Source organism: Gordonia sp. 852002-50395_SCH5434458 (assembly GCF_001665905.1).
Classification (GTDB): domain Bacteria; phylum Actinomycetota; class Actinomycetes; order Mycobacteriales; family Mycobacteriaceae; genus Gordonia; species Gordonia jacobaea.
The window spans coordinates 1-18,978 of record NZ_LZTC01000083.1 but is presented as its reverse complement, the minus strand read 5'-3'; the positions used below and the strand labels follow the sequence as shown (position 1 = coordinate 18,978).

Genomic DNA, 18,978 nt, shown 5'->3' with positions numbered 1-18,978 from the left:
TTCCTCCTCAGTTGATGTCTTCGGTTGGCGTGACGCGACTGGTGTAGCGCCATCGATGGGACGTCGTTGCGGCGTCGTCTCTGCGATGCCGCGCTGATCGACGCGGTGGTGGCGAGAGGGCGTAAGCGAAATCGGCCACGTTGTCCGGCAGCAGCATTCGTGCGTGCGTGCAGTCGACGTCGATGTTGCGGATGTACCCGTCGACGTAGGGACGCCATCCGTCGACGGCTCGCGCTCCCGGCTGTGATGCCCTGGTGGCGGAGACGAAGGTGATGTCTCCGTGGAACACTCGCGGGCGCCACGGATTGGCGAGGGAGCCTGCCTGCTCGAAAACGCGGTGCACCGTGCCGAATTCGGCTCTCGACAGCCCCGCGAGCATCCCGCCCGCCGCCCGCACCGCGTGCCAGGCGTCGTCGACATCGGGCGATGCGGTGGGATCGGCGGTGACGGAATCGGTTGCGGTGATGCCGAATTCGATCATGAGCTCACCGATGGAGGGTTCGGTGACGAGGTCGGGGCGGTCGGAGAGGACGTACGAGTCGAGGATCGTCAGATCGCCGACCTCTTCTCCGCTTCCCTGGAGGATCACCGCGATCTCCTGGGCGATGATCCCGCCGAGTGACCAACCGAGCAGGTGGTACGGCCCGGTGGGCGCAACCGACTGGATCTGCTCCGCGTAGTAGGCGGCGAGCTCGCCAAGGGACGACGGGGCAGGTTGCCCGGACAGCGAGGGGTGTTGGAGTCCGTAGACGGGACGGTCGGGTTCCAGGTGGGGGAGAAGCGACGCGAATGCCCACGAGAGTCCGATCGCCGGATGTACGACGAACAGCGGCGCAGTCGCCGATGCGGACTCGCGCGGTGTCGACCGCAGCGGGATGAGTACCTCCCAGGCGGAGCGGGAGCCTTCGGTGCTGTCCAGCTCGTGTGACGCGGGGTCGATCTGGGCCGCGAGTTCTGCGACGGTGGGTGCCGCGAACACCTGATGTGCGCGGATTTCGACTCCGAGAGCGCTCGACAGACGATCGGTGAGAGTCGTTGCCTGTAGCGAGTTTCCGCCGAGGTCGAAGAAGCTTGCGTCTGCCGCGATCTCATCGTCCGGCAATCCGAGCACCTCGACGAAGATGGCCGCGATGGTCTTCTCGGTGCCGGGGAGCGGGGCGCGGCCGCGTCGTGTGATCTCCGGCGCAGGGAGTGCCGCGCGGTCGAGCTTGCCGACCGGGGTCAGCGGGATCTCGTCGAGGATCGTGACCGTCGCGGGCACCATGTGGCGCGGAAGACGTTGTCGCAGAAGACCCCGCAGGTCGTCGCCGAGAGCGCTTCGTTGCGAGTTGTCGACGAAGGCGGCTCGTTCGGTGAGCGTCACGTAGCTGTGCAGCGTGGAACCGCCCTGCGTCGACGTGGAGTCGCGCTGGTCGGGGCCAACGACCACGGTGACCGCGAAATCGACACGCGGGTCGGCGGTCAGGGCGTCGTCGATTTCGCCGAGTTCGACGCGGAAGCCCCGGATCTGTACCTGACCGTCGCTCCGTGCGACGTAGGACAGTCGCCCGTCGCGCGTCCACCGGACGAGGTCTCCCGTGCGGTACATGCGGTGACCCGCGAACTCGTCGCCTGCGACCATCGGGACCGGCAGGTACCGGGTGGCCGTGAGGGCGGGGCGACGGTGGTAGCCGCGAGTCACCTGCGATCCGATCAGATACAACTCGCCCACAACACCTGCGGGTACCGGATGCAGCCGCGCATCGAGGACGAGTGCGCTCACACCGTTGTTCGGTGTGCCCATGGTCAATTCGTCGTGTGCGCGCAGCGGGTCGCTGGAGGTGGTGATCACCGTGGTCTCGGTGGGGCCGTAGACATTCATGATCCGACGCCCCGCCGACCACCGTCGCGCGAGATCTGCTCCATAGGCCTCGCCGCCGATTGCCAGGCACTTCAGCGTCGGGGCGTCGGTCGGCGACATGCTCGCCACCGCGGCGGGCGTGATGAATGCGTGGGTGACCCCGGTTCGAGTGAGGAACTGCGCCAACGGTTTACCGCCGAAGACATCAGTGGGAGCAATGACCAGGCACGCCGATCCCGCTGCGGCGAGCAGGAATTCGAGCACCGAGGCGTCGAAGCTCGGTGACGCGAAATGCAGAACCCGTGAGCCTACGTGTGGTGTCATCCGCGCTTGCAACTCATCTCGCACCGCGCGCAACCCGGAGTGTGGTACCAGAACGCCTTTCGGGCGTCCGGTCGAGCCAGAGGTGTAGATGATGTAGGCCAACTGATCGATGCCTGCGGGGGTCGCCTCGGCATCGGTGAGCGGCGCTGCCGACGTCTGTGTGAGCCGGTCGAGTACGGGCTGCTCGTCGACGACGATCACCGGTGTGGTCGACGACGGGATGCGCTCACGGGTTGCCGAGTCGGTCACCACGAGCTGCGCACCACTGTCGGTGAGCATGTGCGCGATCCGCTCGGGCGGATACGTCGGATCGACGGGAACGTAGGCGGCGCCGGTTCGCACGATCGCCCAGATGGCGACCAGCGCTTCGATCGACCGCGGAATGGCCATGGCCACGACAGGTTCTGCCACGGAATCAGAGTCCCTGACGCCGCTCGCCAGAAGCAGTCGTGCGAGTCGGTGCGCTCGTGCGTCGAGCTCGCGGTAGGTGATGTAGGTGTCGCCGTCGGTGGCGGCGATGCCGTCGGGGTTGCGTGACACGGCGTCATCGAGAATCTCGCCGAACGTCATCGGTTCGCCGCTGCGCGGTCCGCGCGCGGGGGCGACGTCGGCCACCTCGAGGGGATCGGTGATGCGGATATCGCCGACAGCCCGCTTGGTGTCGGTGGTGATCGCACGAACCACCCGCAGGAATCTGACAGCGAGATCGTGGGCGTCGCGGTCGTCGTACCGGTCGGCGGCGAATGTCACCTCGAGGGTGGCGTCGGGGGAGTGCAGGTGCGCCACCGTGAACTGGAGACCGAATTTTGCCTGTGCGGAGCCGATCTCGTCGATCTCCCCATGTAATCCCGGCGCCAGCTCGACCTGGCTGTGCGCGACGTCTGCCCCGTAGTCGTGGACAGAGAGTGCGACCTCGAAGAGTGGATGCCCGCCGACCGACCGGTCGGGGTTGACCGCGGCAACGACGTCGTCGAAGGGCACGTCGCGATGGTCGAGCGCATCGAGATCGTCGTCTCGTACCCGCGCGAGAAGATCGCGAACGGGCTCGGTGCCGTCGAGCCGTGTGCGCAGAGCGAGGGTGTTGACGAACATTCCGACGACGCGGGTGAGGTCGGTGTCGGAGGTATCGGCGAGTTCGGGGACGTCCCGATTCGCCACTGGCGTGCCGATCACCACGTCGTCGCCCACTCCGAGTCGGTGCAGGAGGGTGGCGAGCCCGGCGTGGAGCAGGGTGAACGGGGTGGTCGAATAGGTTCGTGCGCAGTCGATCACAGCGTTGCGCAGCGCGTCGTCGAGTGGGATCGATACCGAACCGGCCAGTGACGGTGAACCCTCGGGTGCGTCGGCCCGAGTTGGTGCGGTTCGGGTCGGCTTGGGTGCGCAGTCGGCGGGTGCGCCGGCGAGCAGGTTTGTCCAGTAGGCGAGATTGTCCTCCGCGTCAGTTCGACGGTCGGCCCCGGTGACGATCGCCGCATAGTCGCGATAGTCGAAAGCCGAAGCCTCCCAGATGGTGTCACGGCCGCCCAGCCTCTCGGAGTAGGCCGTGGCGAGGTCGTCGATCAGAATCGGCAGCGACGCCCCGTCGGCCGCGGCATGGTGGATGAGGAGGACGAGGATGTGCTCACCCGTGGTGCCCTGCGAGATCCGCGTCAGGAGGTGTGCGCGTATCCCCGGCTGCGCCGAGATGTCGATCGGGGTGGTGCACAGGTGCTCGATCAACGCCGACGCGTCGTCGTTGTCGCTGTAGCCGAGCGGTTGCATATGTCCGATCGCGCGGTCTGCTCCGATCAGCACACCTCCGACCTGCGTACCGCCTGTTTCGGAGGGGTAGACGGTACGCAGGCCGGCGTGCCGCGACACGAGATCGACCAGTGCGTCGCGGAGCATCTGACGGTCAAGGGTTCCCGTCAGATGCAGTGTGAAGGGCATCAGGTAGTCGGTCGACGCCGGATGCGTTCGGGCAAGTGAGAGTAGTCGACGCTGCATCGGCGCGACCGGAACGACGCTGCCGCGCTGTGGAATCAGCGGATGGTGGGTGGAATCGTTTGTGTCACTTGTGTGCTCGTCCTGGCTGACGAGTGCTGCCAGCGCGGCGACAGTCGGGTGATCGAAGATTTCCCGCACACGAAGCCTGGTTCGGTCGTCGGTCCGCAGTTTCGCCGCGAGAGCGGTGGCCTGCAACGAGGTTCCGCCTGCCGCGAACAAGTCGGTGTCTGCGCCGACGCTGTCGCGACCGATGCCGAGGACGTCGGCCATCGCGTCGGCGACCCGCTGCTCGGCTGTCGAACCGACTTCTCGCGCAACGGTCGTCGCCGGTGCGGTCGGCGCAGGTAGCGCCCGACGATCGATCTTTCCGTTGGGCGTCAACGGGAATCGATCGAGAACGACGACGCTCGACGGGACCATCTGTCGCGGGAGGCTCGCAGCAACATGTGCGATGAGTTCGCGGTCGGACAGTGAGTCGGGCGGGGTCGAGGTGACGTAGGCGACCAGGCGTGCGTCCGCGCCTTCGCCGCGCACGAGTGTCAGCGCGGCGTCGACGTCAGGATGTGACGTGAGGGCGTTGCTCACCTCGTCCGGTTCGATGCGGAAGCCGCGCACCTTGACCTGGTTGTCGCTGCGTCCGTCGAACACCAACGACCCAGCTGTGGTGCGGTGCACCACGTCGCCGGTGCGATACATGATCGCGCCACGCGCTCGTGGATCGGCGACGAATCGTGCGGCGGTCAGGTCCGGGCGGCCGAGGTAGCCGCGCGCGACTCCCGGCCCCGCGAGGTACAGCTCGCCCGGTACGTTGTCGCGCACGGGATTGAGACGATGGTCGAGAATCTGTGCAGTGCAACCGATCACCGGCTCGCCGATTGTGATCGCCTCACCGGGACTCAATGGCTGCGACATCGTCGCCACGATTGTGGTCTCGGTGGGTCCGTAGCAGTTGACGTAACGCCTCCCGGGTGCCCAGGCGGCGACGAGTTCCGCGGGCGACGCCTCACCGCCGACGCCGAGGGTCCGGAGCAGTGGCAGGGGGCTGGGTGCCGCGGCCATGAGCGCGGCCGGTGTGATGAATGCGTGCGACACGGCGTGCTCGTCGAGGAACTCGACGAGTTCGTCTCCGCCGAAGATGGTCGGCGGCGCGATGACCATCGTCGCACCCGCATCGAAGGCGAGGAGGAACTCGAGGAACGTCGCGTCGAAGCCGGGTGACGCGAAATGCAGTGTGCGATCGCCAGACTGAACGTCGTAGCGGTCCCGCTGGCTCTGGCTGAACGCGCCGATGCCCCGGTGAGTCACCGTGACGCCCTTGGGCACGCCGGTCGAGCCGGAGGTGTAGATCACGTAGGCCGCGGCGTCGGGTCGACGCGGCGCGGGGGCCGGCGGTGCCGCGCTGCCGCGATCGAGTGCTCCGGTGTCGAACCAGTGCAGGTCGGACGACGCGTCGAGCTGAGCGCTTCCGATTACCCCGTCGGTGTCGGTGATTCCGACTGCCACGTCGGAGTCGCGGAGCATGTGCTCGATGCGTTCGAGGGGGTATCGCGGATCGATGGGGAGCACCACGCCGCCCGAGCGCAGCACTGCCCAGAGCGCGGCGACGAACCGCCACGACCGGGGGAGTGCCACGGCGACAACGTCTTCCGGACCGACACCCTCGGCCCGGAGAGCGTTCGCCCAGCGTGCCGAGATCTCGTCGAGGCGCGCGTACGTCAGCGCGACGTCGCCGTCCTCAACGGCGATGAGATCACGGTGACGGGTGGCCGTGAGCTCGAGTAGGTCGCCGAGATGAACCGGGTCGGGTGACGTGATGGCAGGCTCAGCCTGTGGTGCGAGTTGATGGGTTGCGACGAGATGCTCGTCGACGCTGCGGTCGGGGTGCGCGATCAGTGCGTGGGCGAGTTCGACGAAATCGTCTGCCAGCGCCTCGATTCGGGCACGGCTGAACAGGTCGGTCGCATACGTCAGACGAAGCGTGTCGCCGCGCGACTGCACCTCCAGATCGAAACGTGCTGCGCCGGTGTCGACTTCTTCGATCTCGGTGCGCACTCCGCGCAACGCGGAATCCGTTGTGGCGAGCGGATCATCGTCGACGGTCAGCGAGATGGTGAAGATGGGGTGACGACCCGTCCGTGACGGACGTAGATCTGCCACGACGGCGTCGAACGGCATGTCCGCGTGCGAGAGGGCGTCGAGGTCAGTTCGGCGCACCTCGTCGACGAGTTCGGTCGCCGACCACGCCCCGTCGACGCGGGTGCGGAGTGCGACAGAGTTGACGAACATTCCGACAAGTTGCGCGAGACGGGGATCGGCGCGGCCCGCGACGGGAGTTCCGATGACGATGTCGGCGTCGGAGCCGCGGGTGTGCACGTCCTGGTCGGCGCTGTGGTGGCGCAGTAGAGCGGCGAGCACCGCGTGCATTGCCATGAACTCGGTGGTCGTCGAGCTACCGAGTTCGGTGAGGCGCGCACGGACGGCGCTGTCGAGGGTCACCTCGACGACATCGGCGCCGCGTTGTGCCGCTCCATCTTTCGCGGCGACATCGGGTAGCAGAACCGGGGCGGAATCGAGACCGTCGAGTTCTGCGTGCCACCACGCGGTCAGCTCCGGTAGGCGGGCATCTAGCGTGTCACGCTGCCACCGCAGGTAGTCGCGATAGTCGAGGGGGAGCGGATCTGCCGACGGTGATCGACCGTCGGACAGATCCGCGTAGGCGCCCGCGAGGTCACGCGCGAGTGGCGCCATCGACGCGCCGTCGGCGGCGATGTGGTGCACGACGACGGTCAGCTTGTGGTGGTCCGCGGCGTCGTTGAGCTGGTGCAGCGCAACGCGGATGGGCAGATCGCGGGTGAGGTCGAACGGACGCTGCGCCAACGATTCTGCGGTCACACGCCAGTCCGACGCCGAGATATCCTGCACGTCGAGCGTGAGATCGCTGCTCGTGGCCGCCACCATGGTCGGCAGTCCGTCTTGCTCGGGATAGACGGTGTGCAGTGGCTCGTGGCGGTCGATCACCCACCGGAGCGCACCCGCGAGCGCGTCGACGTCGAGTGCGCCGCGCATGTCGAGTGCGAAGGCGATCGAGTACGACGCATCGGGTGCGTCGTCGTCGGCGCCGAGCGTGTTGAGGAACCAGAGCTGCCGCTGAGCAGGTCCGCAGACCAGCTCGGTGGTCGGATCATGGTGCAGGAGAGCGTGTTGCGCAGGTGTCGCCTCTGCGCACAGGGGCGCGAGCTCCGCAGCGGTCGGATGATCGAAGACGTCGCGCACGGCCAGGCGTGAGCCGGTGTGCTGCGCGAGTGCATCCACCAGCTGTGTCGCCAGAAGTGAGTTGCCGCCGAGGTCGAAGAAGTCGTCGTCGACGCCGACGTCGGTGATTGGTCGGTCGAGTACCCCGGCGATGACGGAGCAGATCATCCGCTCGGCGTCGGAACGCGGTGCCACGGGCACGGACTCGCGTGCGGTGTCGGCGTCGCCGGGGGCGGGTAGCGCGCGCAGGTCGATCTTGCCCGCGGGGGTCCTCGGGATCTCGGGAACTGTGATGATGGCCGAGGGAATCATGTGCCGCGGCAGACGTTCTCGCAGCTTGGTGAGCAGCGCCGAACGCGCGTGGTGGTCGGCATCGACCCCGTCGAACGCGACGAACGAGATCAAGCGCGCCGTCGCGCCGTCGCCGTCGACGATGCTCACCGAGGCCTGTACGTCGTCGAGTGCGGTGAGCGCAGCGTCGACTTCGCCGAGTTCGATGCGGTGGCCACGTACCTTGGCCTGGTCGTCGGCGCGGCCGCGGAACTCGAGGCGATGATCGGCGGTCCAGCGCACCAGGTCGCCGGTACGGTACATCCGCTCGCCGGGATCGCCAAAGGGATTGGCGACGAAGCGTTTCGACGTCAGTCCGTGCACTCCGTGGTAGCCGCGTGCCAGGTGTGTGCCTGCGACGTAGAGTTCGCCGGTGGTCCCGGGTGCGACGGGGAGGAGCCGCTCGTCGAGGACGACGGTCGAGACGCCGCGGATGGGTCTGCCGATCGTGACGCGCGGCGAGTACGACGTCGTCGGGTGTTCGACGATCGGATCCGAGACCGTCGCCACGACCGTCGTCTCCGTCGGCCCGTAGGCGTTGAAGATCGTCGTGGTCTGCGCCCACCGACGGACGGCTTCGGCATTCGGATGCTCGCCGCCGATCACCAGCACCTCGAGATCCGGCACGGCGTCGGGATTCATGGTGGTCAGCAGCGAGGGCGTGAGGAATGCGTGGGTGATGCCTGCGGACCGCATCAGATCGGTCAGTTCGCGACCGGCGACGGGATCAGGTCCGACGATGCGCATCGTCGATGCGCCGGAGAACGCCATGAGGAGTTCGAGGACCGAGGCGTCGAAGCTGGGCGACGCCATGTGCATCGTGCGGCTGTCGGCGGTGAGGCCGAACTGCGACACCTGTTGTGCGGCAAAGTCGGCTAGGCCGCGATGGCTGACGACGACGCCCTTGGGTGTGCCGGTGGTACCCGAGGTGTAGATCATGTACGCGGGTTGGTCGACGGAGAGGTCGGGTGCGTTGTCGCGTTGTGGCGCTGGGGCGTCGCCGCCCGAACGGTGGATCTCGTCGAGCGTGATGGTCGTGATGCCGTCGGCCGCGGTGCCGAGTTTCGGGTGAGAGTCGACGTCGGTCAGCAGCAGGCGCGCACGGGAATCGGTCAGCATGAACTCGATACGTGCATGCGGATAGGCGGGATCGATCGGTACCCATGCGGCTCCGCATCGGGTGACCGCCCAGACCGCGCGCACCCACTGCGCGCTCCTGGGTAGCGCAATTGCGACGAAGTCCTCTGGCCCGACTCCGTTGTCGCGCAGGCACTGCGCGAGAGTCTCGGCGGCGGAGTCGAGTTCGCGGTAGGTGAGTGAGGTGTCGCCGTCCGTCACGGCGATCCGGTCGGGCTCCGAGCGAACCGCAGCCGCGAGGATCGACGAGAAGTGTTCGACGGGACGGGTTCCCACGCCGACGGCCGGCACCAGTCCGAGTCGCTCGCTCGGGTCGAGGACGGCGATGTCGCCGACCGCCAGTGTCGGGTCGTCGGTCACCGTGGTGATGATCCTGCTCAGTCGTGAACCGATACCGCTCACGGTGGCGGCGTCAAAGAGGTCGGTGGTGTAGCCGATCTCGATGTCGATGCCGGACGGTTGCCCGTGCTCGTCGGTGTGTTCGACGAAGGTGAACGAGAGGTCGAACTTGGTTGACGCGATGTCGATCGGCGAGGCCGTTGCTGTCACGCCGGGTAGGTCGATGGTGATGTCGTCGCGGTTGTCCACCGCGAGCGAGACCTGGAAGAACGGATGCACCTGGGCTGACCGCTGCGGATTCAGTTCGGTCACAAGGTGATCGAAGGGTATGTCTGCGTGGTCGAAGGCGTCGAGGTCGGCGTCGCGGATCTTGTCGAGCACAGCGAGGAACGACGAGTTCTTGTCGACGCGCGTCGGCAGTGCGAGGGTATTGACGAACATTCCGACCAGCGCGTCGAGGTCGGCGTCGCCCCGTCCGGATACCGGTGTGCCGACGACGATCTCGTCGGCGCGAGCGAAGCCGCGTAGCAGCGTGGCGACCGCGGCGTGGACCACCATGAAGAGGGTCGCGTCGTTGTCGGCGGCCAGCGTCGTCAATGCCCGGTGACGCTCGCGGGGCACGGTAATCGTCACGACGCCGCCGGCAACACCTGGGCGGTCGGAGCGCGGACGATCAAGTGGCAGTTCGGTTTCGGCGGGAGCATCGGCGAGACGACTGCGCCAGAAGTCGAGTTCTGTGCCGTCGGTGGTGGTCAACGCGGCGCGGTGGGCTGCGGCAACCGTCGAGTACTCGACGGGTAGTGGCGCCCACTCGGGTGTATGCGCGTCGACGCGTGCGCGGTAGGCGGTGGCGAGGTCGGCGGCGAAGGGCGCCAGCGACCACCCGTCCGCTGCGAGATGGTGAATGACGACGACCAGCGTGTGATCGCCGGACGACGTGCGCAGGAGCCGTGTGCGGATGGGGAAGTCGCGTGTGAGGTCGAACGGCTGTGAGGCGAGGTCGGTGGCGCGTTGCTGCATCTCGCTGACCTCGGCGACCTCGTCGTGAGGCATGTCTATCGCGGCGTCGTCGGGGGCGTGGATGTCGAGGAATGCCTGTCCGTCGTGCTCCGACACCGTGCTGCGCAGCGGCTCGTGCCGCGCGACGACGTCGTTCACCGCGGCACGCAGAGCGTCGACGTCGAGAGTTCCGACAAGATGGACGCTGAACGGAATGTGGTAGGCGACAGCAGAATCCGGGTCGAGGCGGGCAGTCAACCAGAGCCGCTGCTGCGCGGGCGACAGTGCGACCTGTCCGTCGGTCGACGCTGGGATTTCATCGACGGGCTGGGTGGCTGTGAGCTCGTCGTCGACTCCTGCTGCGCGCAGTGCGGCACTGAGCGCGGCCAGGTCGGGTGCGTCGAACACGGTGCGTAGCGGTAGTCGGTGTCCGGTTCGGCGCGCGAGGCGTGCGCTCACCCGGGTGGCCGAGAGCGAGTTGCCACCCAGATCGAAGAGATTGTCGGACAACGACACCCGAGTCGGCAGGCCTAGTACCGCGGTGACCGTCTCGACGACGGCGACCTCGAGTGCTGTCACCGGCTCGACGCGTTCGCTCTGCGACGACGTGCGCGTGGGTGCCGGGAGTGCGGAGCGATCGAGCTTGCCGTTGCTTGTCGTCGGAAGATCCGCGAGCACCGTGATCGTCGACGGGATCATATGGGGGGGAAGCTGATCGGTGAGCTCGGCGCGGAGGTCGCGGGAGTCCAGGTCATCTGTGCCCGCGACGTAGCCAGCCAGTTCGGTACTGCCGGTGGCCGCGTCGTCGAACGTGATGACGGCCGCGCTACGGACGCCGGACAACGCCGCCAGTGCCGACTCGATCTCTCCCAACTCGACGCGCTGGCCGCGAATCTTGATCTGTGAGTCGGCGCGACCGAGGTATTCGATCTCGCCGTCGGCGCGTCGGCGTACGAGGTCACCGGTGCGATACAGGCGCGCGCCGGGCTGACGCGGATCGGACACAAACCGTGCTGCTGTCAGGTCGGGACGGCTCGCGTAACCGCGGGCGAGTTGAATGCCGCCGAGGTAGAGCTCACCGATCGCGCCGATGGCTTGCGGCATGAGGTGATGGTCGAGCACGTGGGTCGACGTGTTGTCGACGGGTCGGCCGATTGGGATATCGCCTGCGTCGCTGCGGCATTCGTCGTGATAGGTCACGTCGACGGCGGCCTCTGTCGGCCCGTAGAGATTGTGCACCGGCGCGGTGGTGAGCTCGTCGATCGCACCAACCGTCGCGGGTGTGAGTGCCTCGCCGCTGGTGAAGATGCGTCGCAGCGACGTCAGTGCATCCGGGTTCGACGACTCGTCGAGGGCGAGCGCGTCGGCGAATGCCGACAGCATCGACGGCACGAAATGCAGTGTCGTGATGGACTCTTCGGCGATCACGTCGCGCAGATACCACGGATCGCGGTGGCCGTCGGGTCGCGCAACGACGAGTGTGGCGCCCGCGACGAACGGCCAAAAGAACTCCCACACCGAGACGTCGAAGGTCGCCGGTGTCTTCTGCAGCACCCGGTCGTCGGAAGTGAGTTGGTAGCGATCCTGCATCCATCGCAGACGGTTCACGATGGCGCGGTGGTCGATCACGACGCCCTTGGGCCTGCCCGTCGAGCCGGAGGTGAACAGCACGTAGGCCGGATTGTCGGGGCGGGGGGCGCGGAACTGCACTGTCGACGGTGATGGCTCGATCAGCTCATCGACGGTGACCACCGGGATGTCGGCGCCGACCCAGCCGGGTGCTGCGATGATCACCGCGGGCTTGGCGGTGTCGAGGATGTGCGCGAGGCGCTGCGCGGGTTCCGCGGGATCGATGGGCAGGAACGCCGCGCCCGCACGGATGACGGCGTGCAGTGCGACCACCTGGTCGGCACTTCGCGGGAGAGCAACGCCGACAACCGATTCGGGGCCGATCCCACGCGCGGTAAGTCCGGCCGCCGCGCTGCGTGCGCGTGCGGTGAAGGTCGCGGTGTCCAGTGTTTCGACGCCGGGTTCGATCAGCGCGGTGTGCGTGGCGGTGCTCTGCTCGAGCGCGGCGTCGAGCAGCGAGATGAGCGTCGCGTCTGTTGTCGCCACGCTGCGACCGTGCGTCACGTCGTCGATGGCCGACAACTCCGACGCCGTTGCGGCAGAGATGTCGACGACGGGCGTATCGGTGGGGGCGTCGACGAATCGTCGCAGGAAGTCGACGATCCGGTTGTGGTGCAGCGAGACGTCGTCTGCGGTGTAGACGTTCGGGTTCGCCTCGAGGTCGAGTCGCATGCCGCCGGTGAAGCCGTCGTAGACGTTGATCGACGCGTCCTCGACCGGGCCGGTGGACAACACGTTGAGTTCGGCGCGCAGCGACCCGAAGTCGATGTGCTCGAAGAACAGCATGACGTTGACCATCGGGCCGAAGAATCCGCGCCTACCGTCGGAGTCGTCGAGGATGTCGGAGGTGATCTCTTCGTGGCGGAAACGCTGATGTCGCACAGCTGTTTTGATGTCGGAGTTCATGCTTCGCAGCGCGTCGGCGATGGTCGTCGCGGCGTCGAATTCGATGCCGACGGGTAGGACGTTCGACGTGAGGCCGGCAGAGGTGCGCAGCAGGTCGGTGTCGCGGCACGCCACCGGGAGGCTCAGCAGGGCGTCGTCGCGATCGTTGAGGCGTGCCAGGCAGAGGGCGACCGCCGCGGTGATCACCGACGCGGCCCGCACCCCGTGATCGGCAGCGCGTGAACGGATGCGTGCGACGAGGTCGGCGTCGAGTTCGGTGCTCTTGACGACGGCAACCGGCGCAGCCGGTGCGCTCGCCGGCGACAGGGAGGTCGGCTCGGGAGCGTCGGCTCCATCGGGGCGCAGGCGCTGCTGCCAATGGTCGTGTGCGCGGGCGTATGCGTCAGAAGAGTGGTACGCGCGGTCGATCTCGGCGATCTGCGCCATCGTCGCGCTGGTCGACGCGGGCGCGGCGTGACCCTCGGTGATCGCGGTGTAGTGGGCGGCGACCCGGACCATCATGAACATCGCGGCATACCCGTCGAACGCGATGTGGTGGCCCCAGCAGTACCAGAGCGCGTGTGTCGGACCCATCCGCAGCAGGTACGTCTCGAGGAGCGGATCGGTGTAGACATCGACGTTGCGCGACCGGTGATCGTCGATCCATTCGAGAGCCCGCGCACGCGGGTCATCGTCGTCGGAGAAGTCGACGAGCCCGAGCCTGATGTCCCTGTCACGATCGACGACGATGCGTGGTTCGCCGTCCTCGTCGTCGACGACGCGCAGCAGCCCCGATTCGGTTTCGTTCGCGGTCAGTTGCACCGCCCGGTCCATCACCTCGGCGTCGACGTCGTCGAAGAACTCGGCGAAGGCCGCGACCGACATCGGGGTGTCGGGGTCGAGTTGCTGCGCGAAGAAGATGCCGCGCTGCGCCGCGGTCAGAGAGAGCGGTCGGCTCTGGGCGTCGGCAGACATGGGCTGCCCGCCTGTGACGTGTCCGCTTGTGAAATGAGTCGTGCTCACCTCGGTGCTCACTGTGCCTCCTCATGAGGTGACCGTCGCGGTCGAGCGCGGCGATCGGTCGGTGGTGGTGGCCCTGTGCCCGGTGGATCTGACCGTGCTTCGCGTGACTGAGCGCCGCAGATGGGTGCGGATTGAAGAAGTATCGAAAGCGTGGACGGTTGTGGAGAATGGCGAAGGGGTCGTCGTGGTCATGCCTATCGGCAGCGATTTGGCCCGGACCTGCGCGTTCGCCTACACTTGTGGGGTTGCCTGCGGCGCGCCACGCGTCGCGAATCGGCTCGCGAACCCACCCGGTGGTGCGTTGCGATCGCAAGATCGGGACAAAACCCCAGGCAGGCGTGTGTCCGGTGGTAACAGACCGTGTGCGTCGGGTCGGAAATCCGGCGTACAGATGCGGTGGCCCACCTCGGTGGATCCGCCGCGTCGACGACATCCAGGTCAAGGAGACTAACGAGTGATTCAGCAGGAATCTCGCCTGCGGGTCGCCGACAACACCGGAGCCAAGGAAATCTTGTGCATCCGCGTGCTGGGCGGCTCGTCTCGGCGCTACGCAGGCATTGGTGACGTCATCGTCGCCACTGTCAAGGACGCCATCCCCGGCGGCAACGTCAAGCGGGGAGAGGTCGTCAAGGCTGTCATCGTGCGCACCACCAAGGAGCGCCGTCGTCAGGACGGAAGCTACATCCGTTTCGACGAGAACGCCGCCGTCATCCTCAAGGGTGAGAGCGACCCCCGCGGTACCCGCATCTTCGGCCCGGTCGGCCGAGAGCTGCGTGAGAAGAAGTTCATGAAGATCGTGTCGCTGGCACCGGAGGTGATCTGACATGAAGGTGCACAAGGGTGACACCGTGATCGTCGTCTCGGGCAAGGACAAGGGCGCCAAGGGCAAGGTCATTCAGGCCTTCCCGAAGGAAGAGCGTGTTCTGGTCGAGGGCGTCAATCGCATCAAGAAGCACACCGCTGCGTCGGCCAACGAGCGTGGCGCGGCGTCGGGCGGCATCGTGACCCAGGAAGCGAAGATCCACGTGTCGAACGTGATGGTCGTCGACTCCGAGGGCAATCCCACCCGCGTCGGCTACCGCGTCGACGAGGAGACCGGCAAGAAGGTCCGGATTTCCCGCAAGACCGGGAAGGACATCTGATATGACCACCACCGAAAAGACCCAGCCGCGTCTCAAGCAGCGCTACCGCGCCGAGATCAAGGACGCGCTGAACACCGAGTTCGACTACGCCAACGTGATGCAGATCCCGGGCGTCGTCAAGGTCGTCGTGAACATGGGTGTCGGCGACGCCGCACGCGACTCGAAGCTGATCAACGGCGCGGTCACCGACCTCGCACTGATCACCGGCCAGAAGCCGGAAATTCGTCGCGCACGCAAGTCGATCGCCCAGTTCAAGCTGCGCGAGGGCATGCCGATCGGCGCACGCGTCACGCTTCGTGGCGACCGTATGTGGGAGTTCCTGGACCGCCTCGTGTCCATCGCGCTTCCCCGTATCCGCGACTTCCGCGGACTCTCGGACCGCCAGTTCGACGGCAACGGTAACTACACCTTCGGCCTGAACGAGCAGTCGATGTTCCACGAGATCAACATCGACAACATCGACCGGCCGCGCGGTATGGACATCACCGTCGTCACCTCGGCCACCACCGACGAGGAAGGCCGCGCGCTGCTGCGCCAGCTGGGCTTCCCGTTCAAAGACAACTCCGTGAAGGACAACTGATGGCAAAGAAGGCTCTGGTCAACAAGGCCAACAAGAAGCCCAAGTTCGCCGTGCGGGCCTACACCCGGTGCAACCGTTGCGGTCGTCCGCACTCGGTGTTCCGCAAGTTCGGCCTGTGCCGTGTGTGCCTGCGCGAGATGGCACACGCCGGCGAACTCCCGGGCGTGCAGAAGTCGAGCTGGTGACCCAGCTCCGCTGACGAGCTGTGACCGCTGGTCGAGCTGAGACTGCAGGTTGAGCTGTGAGCGCTCGTCGAGCTGTGACCGCTGGTTGAGCTGGTCGAAACCACGACCCCGTCTCCCTCCATGGGAGACGGGGTCGTCGTCGTAGAGGTGTCAGCGATCCGTATGGGTTTTGAGCCGGTTTCCGACACAAAACCCGCACGGATCGTCCAGTCAGCCCGCTGACGGAGCTGTGACTCCGGTCGACGATGCGGCGCTGGGCTGGTTGCTCGACGTCGTGGCGACCGGGGGCGTCGTGGTTGGCGCGACAGTTGTGGTGGCGATGTCGTAGGACTGCCACGCGTCGCCGGCCTTCTTGACCAGGACGCTGCTGCCGTCGGGCTGGTGGACGGTCAGGATGTCGTCGGTGGCGTCCCAGGTGAGTGTCGAACCCGACTGCACCGTGTCGGTGAATACAGTTGCGCCCGAGGCTGTATCGGTCAGAGTGAGTGTCGTTCCGGTGAGCGATGCGCTCACAGATTTCGACGGTGACGTGGCGCCTGGCCCGGTGGCGATGGCCGTCGAAGTGACCGTGGTGGTCGAAAGGGATGAGCTCGACGGTGAAGTCGACGAGCCTGCAGCCGACGTCGAGCTCGACGTCCCACTGCTGCTCGACTGTGCTGCCGTCGACGAACTCGACTGTGCGGCCGACGAACTCGATGCCGCGCTGCTGGACGTCGAACTCGCGGCGGAGCTGCTGGTCGTGCTCGAGGTCGACGCTGCGACATCGGCTTTGAGCGCGAGACTCTGCACGCCCGACGACGTTGCGGGCCAGGTGTAGTTCACGTTGCCGTCGACCGAGCGCACTCCGCAGTTGTAGTTGCTCGTTGACGAGGCGCGGTACACGTAACCGTACGCGAAGTTCGCCGAGACCATCTGATCCGCCGTGCGCACCGTGCGGACGGTGAAGATCTGCCCGCTGGCGGCCGTCGTGTCGGTGCCGACCACATCTGTCGGCGCGGTCGCGACGTAGCTGAGGGTGCCTGCGGTCAGCGTGTATTCCGATTGGTAGGTCGTCGGTGTCGGGTCGTGATCGGCCGGGACTGCAACACCTTTCGGTAGGAACGACACCCGCACCGAGAAGCCGGATGACGGTGCGGTCCAACTGATCTTGCAGCCAGACGCGCTCCCCGCGGTGGCGATGATGACAGCGCCGCGATCATTCGGGATCGAGTTGCCGAACGTGCCCATGCTGATCGAACTGGACATCACCGCAACGTCGGTGAGCGACGCCGCGTGTGCGGCTCCGACCTGCTGCGTGGCAAGCGCCAGTGTCACCGCGGTCGCGACACCTGCCGTGGCGGTGGTGTGTCGTGCGCGATGACCCGCTGCTGGTACGCGCGGCTCTGGACCCCGGTTCCCGGGCGCGGGTTCGGCCCCGTCTCTCGTAGTTCCACGGTCATCCGTCCTGGACCCCCGGCGGCGTCGAAAAGTCAGATACACCAAAGCGATCGAGGCTGTGCCGAGCAGAATGCGGCCCGCAGGTGTCTGCATCCACGACGCAGCGTAGCCGGCGAGCGGAATCGTCACGACGACCCGATGTGCATCTCCGATGACATAGGGTGCCGGGTCGGGGAACTGATTGGCGTCGCCCTTCAGATAGGCGGTCACCGCTACCTGCGACGCTGCGGCGGTGCTGATCACGCGGTGTGTGATCCGGCTTCCGTCCGGCCGAGAGATCGATACGACGTCGCCCGGACGCACGTCGGTGCCGTGTACGGGAGCGGCGAGTGCCAGTGAACCGACCGGCAGGGTCGGAGCCATCGACCCCGAGCGGACGATCAGTGGTGTAATCCCGAACGCGTGCGCTGCGATTGCGAACCCGATGCACAGGAGGCCGAGGGCTGCACCGATGGTAAGCACGAGTTCTCTTGCTATTGTGCGCATCTCAGTTCGCCTGCGTCGCTGTGAACGTGAAGGTGGAGGTGACACCTTCGTTCTCGTCGGCCGTGTAGAGCACATCCGGGTCGACGGCGAACCAGACGCACAGCGTCTCCGACTGGCCTGCGGCAAGCGCACGCGTACCGATCCAGGGGTATGTCTTTCCGGTCACCCAGTTCGGCCACGGAACGTAGCCCGTGTGTGTCGGCAGCGTGGGGATCGTGCTCGATACGGTAGAACTCAAGCCTGGTTCGAGAGTGCCGATTGCTGTTCCGCCCGAACACTTTCCGACGCCGTTTCCATTGACAGGGGTCGCCCCCGAGTAGACACGGAAGACGCCGTGGTCGTACATTGCGCCGGTGGGCACGGGGCCAATGATGGCGCTGTAGGTGAGGTTGTACCCTCCCGCATTCTTGACAGTGAGGTTCGCAGCTCGTGAACTACCCGGCTGCATGTCGGACTGGTTCATCGCGGTCCACGTCAGCGAGTCCTGTCCATTGAGTTTAAGATCGACGGAACCCACGGTGAACGCCGCGGTCGTCACGCTTGCCGAATCGCTCCACGACGCCATCGTCGAGATCGAGCAGATGCCGAGCACCATGCCCAGTGAACACAGTGCGCGCAGACGCGAGAAGAGAAGAGTCCTGATCATTGCTGTTGGATCGCCCCGAACGTGTAGGAGCCGGTATAGGTGGAACCCGCGACCGCAGTGGCATCCAAAGTGCCACGAAGACAGAGCACTTGAGTCTGTCCGCTTGACAGTGTCACGTAGCTTCCCGCCGTGGTGAGTGCGGTACCCGGCAGCGTCGTCGCGGTCGAGCCGTCGCAGCTCGTCGCGTCGGTTCCGGGCATCACGGACGCGGTCAGCGTCAGATGACCATCGGAGGTCGCGACGTTGGTGAGTTTGTAGCCCAGCGCGGTGTCGCCGCCGTTGGCGACGGTGACGCTGACGGTCTTCATGCTCCCGGGGCTCAGCGATGTTCCGCCGAGCGCCGCCAGTGCGAGGTTGTGGCTGCCGCCCGCGGTCAGGACCAGGGCTCCCGAAGAGATGGTCGACGCCGATGCTGCGGCGCCCGTGGTCCAGTAGGCGCCGGATTCTCGGATCGAGAGTGACATCAACGCGAGCACGATCATCGTGACGAGACATCCACACAGCAGCCGACGCTGCGTGGACACGCTAGTGCGTCTGTGTGTGGGGCGCGCCGAGGCCCGGGTTGCACTGTGTGTCAAGATGTCTCACACCCGAGATGTCTGCGAGACCGTCGCCGGTCACGTGCCGCCGATAGCATCATTAGTGCCGCATAGGCGAACAGCAGCCCTGCCACCACGTAGACTGACGGCGCTCATCGAAATTCCCCAGTGATGCTCATCTGAATTCCCCACCCGTGTGGCACCGCCAGAGTAGGCGGG

General features: G+C 66.4%; 8 protein-coding genes. 4 read left to right on the top strand and 4 right to left on the bottom strand.

What is annotated here, in order from left to right; genetic code table 11:
• Positions 1-7 precede the first annotated feature (7 nt).
• Entirely contained in the window at positions 8-13,756 is a 13,749-nt protein-coding gene (locus tag A5785_RS18125) for a non-ribosomal peptide synthetase (protein ID WP_064868187.1), read from the bottom strand.
• A gap of 442 nt (positions 13,757-14,198) precedes the next feature.
• Here A5785_RS18125 and rplN point away from each other — a divergent pair, with 442 nt between their 5' ends.
• The 4 genes from rplN to A5785_RS18105 are packed head-to-tail and all read left to right on the top strand — an operon-like array spanning position 14,199 to position 15,651.
• On the top strand, positions 14,199-14,567 hold the full coding sequence (gene rplN / locus A5785_RS18120) for a 50S ribosomal protein L14 (protein WP_005208410.1): 369 nt from the start codon (positions 14,199-14,201) through the stop codon (positions 14,565-14,567).
• A gap of 1 nt (position 14,568) precedes the next feature.
• Positions 14,569-14,886, top strand: a complete 318-nt coding sequence (gene rplX, locus A5785_RS18115; RefSeq protein WP_005208409.1) for a 50S ribosomal protein L24 — start codon at positions 14,569-14,571, stop codon at positions 14,884-14,886.
• A gap of 1 nt (position 14,887) precedes the next feature.
• Positions 14,888-15,466, top strand: coding sequence for a 50S ribosomal protein L5 (gene rplE / locus A5785_RS18110; RefSeq protein WP_005208408.1), 579 nt, complete (start codon positions 14,888-14,890; stop codon positions 15,464-15,466).
• Positions 15,466-15,651, top strand: coding sequence for a type Z 30S ribosomal protein S14 (locus A5785_RS18105; RefSeq protein ID WP_005170384.1), 186 nt, complete (start codon positions 15,466-15,468; stop codon positions 15,649-15,651). The genes rplE and A5785_RS18105 overlap by 1 nt, the downstream gene beginning before the upstream one ends.
• Positions 15,652-15,861: 210 nt before the next feature.
• On the opposite strand, the gene A5785_RS18100 is transcribed toward A5785_RS18105, so the two are convergent.
• The 3 genes from A5785_RS18100 to A5785_RS18090 are packed head-to-tail and all read right to left on the bottom strand — an operon-like array spanning position 15,862 to position 18,744.
• Positions 15,862-17,550, bottom strand: coding sequence for a signal peptidase I (locus A5785_RS18100; RefSeq protein WP_051994089.1), 1,689 nt, complete (start codon positions 17,548-17,550; stop codon positions 15,862-15,864).
• A 25-nt stretch (positions 17,551-17,575) separates the two neighbouring features.
• Positions 17,576-18,220, bottom strand: a complete 645-nt coding sequence (locus A5785_RS18095) for a SipW-dependent-type signal peptide-containing protein (RefSeq protein WP_005208406.1) — start codon at positions 18,218-18,220, stop codon at positions 17,576-17,578.
• Positions 18,217-18,744: a hypothetical protein gene (locus A5785_RS18090; RefSeq protein WP_141630949.1), complete on the bottom strand. Its 528-nt coding sequence runs from the start codon at positions 18,742-18,744 to the stop codon at positions 18,217-18,219. The genes A5785_RS18095 and A5785_RS18090 overlap by 4 nt, the downstream gene beginning before the upstream one ends.
• Between the last annotated feature and the right edge of the window lie 234 nt (positions 18,745-18,978).